Here is a 253-nt window from a genome sequence, read left to right as displayed (position 1 = left end):
AAACCGCGTTCGCCATGCTCTCGGCCAAGTACGGCGGCAACACCTTCTATGTCGGCCTGCAGAAAGTCGGCGGCGACGACGCCTGGATGCGCGTCAACGGCACCAGCGGCGGCACCCTGGCGAACGACAGCTACAACTCCAGCTACGACAACGCCAAGGAAAAATCCTGGCAGTTGCGCCATGACTTCAACTTCGCCGCGGTCGGTGTCCCGGGCCTGACCCTGATGAACCGCTACATCAGCGGTGACAACGT

Annotated in this window: 1 protein-coding gene; it reads left to right on the top strand. The window is 62.1% G+C overall.

Translation table 11 applies throughout. From position 1 onward, the window contains the following. Window positions 1-253: OprD family outer membrane porin (locus tag ACLEJR_RS27110; RefSeq protein WP_440817788.1), on the top strand; the 253-nt coding region annotated here is incomplete at both ends.

The organism is Pseudomonas sp. SMN5 (assembly GCF_052041925.1).
Taxonomy (GTDB): domain Bacteria; phylum Pseudomonadota; class Gammaproteobacteria; order Pseudomonadales; family Pseudomonadaceae; genus Aquipseudomonas.
This window is presented reverse-complemented; position numbering and strand designations above follow the sequence as displayed.